This is a genomic window from Myxococcus llanfairpwllgwyngyllgogerychwyrndrobwllllantysiliogogogochensis (assembly GCF_006636215.1).
Taxonomy (GTDB): Bacteria; Myxococcota; Myxococcia; order Myxococcales; family Myxococcaceae; genus Myxococcus; species Myxococcus llanfairpwllgwyngyllgogerychwyrndrobwllllantysiliogogogochensis.
Genome location: NZ_VIFM01000754.1, coordinates 1 through 451, shown reverse-complemented (window position 1 = coordinate 451; position 451 = coordinate 1). Strand labels below are relative to the sequence as shown.

General features: G+C 60.5%; 1 protein-coding gene. It reads right to left on the bottom strand.

Annotation, left to right across the window (positions count from 1 at the left end):
- The coding region (locus FJV41_RS55740) for a carbon starvation CstA family protein (protein ID WP_281291675.1) at positions 1 to 451 on the bottom strand (451 nt) is incomplete at both ends.

Here is a 451-nt window from a genome sequence, read left to right as displayed (position 1 = left end):
CTGCTGAACAGCTTCAGGCCCAGCGCCCAGGTGGTGCACAGCAGCAGCCATGCCGCCGGGATAACGGTGACCCAGATATATTTGGTGCGCTGCATCTTGACCAGCACCACGGTGCCAAGCACCAGCGCCACGGCGGCCAGCATCTGGTTAGAGATACCGAACAGCGGCCACAGGCTCTTCACGCCGCCCAGCGGGTCGACCACGCCCTGATACAGCAGGTAGCCCCACAGCCCGACGCAGCCGGCGGTACCGATAATCCCGGCGACCAGCGAGTCGGTTTTTTTCAGGAACGGCACGAAGTTACCCAACAGATCCTGCAGCATAAAGCGGCCTGCGCGGGTACCCGCATCCAGCGCGGTGAGGATAAACAGCGCTTCAAACAGGATACCGAAGTGGTACCAGAAGCCCATATCCGCCATCGGGATGATTTTATGGAATACGTGGGCGATAC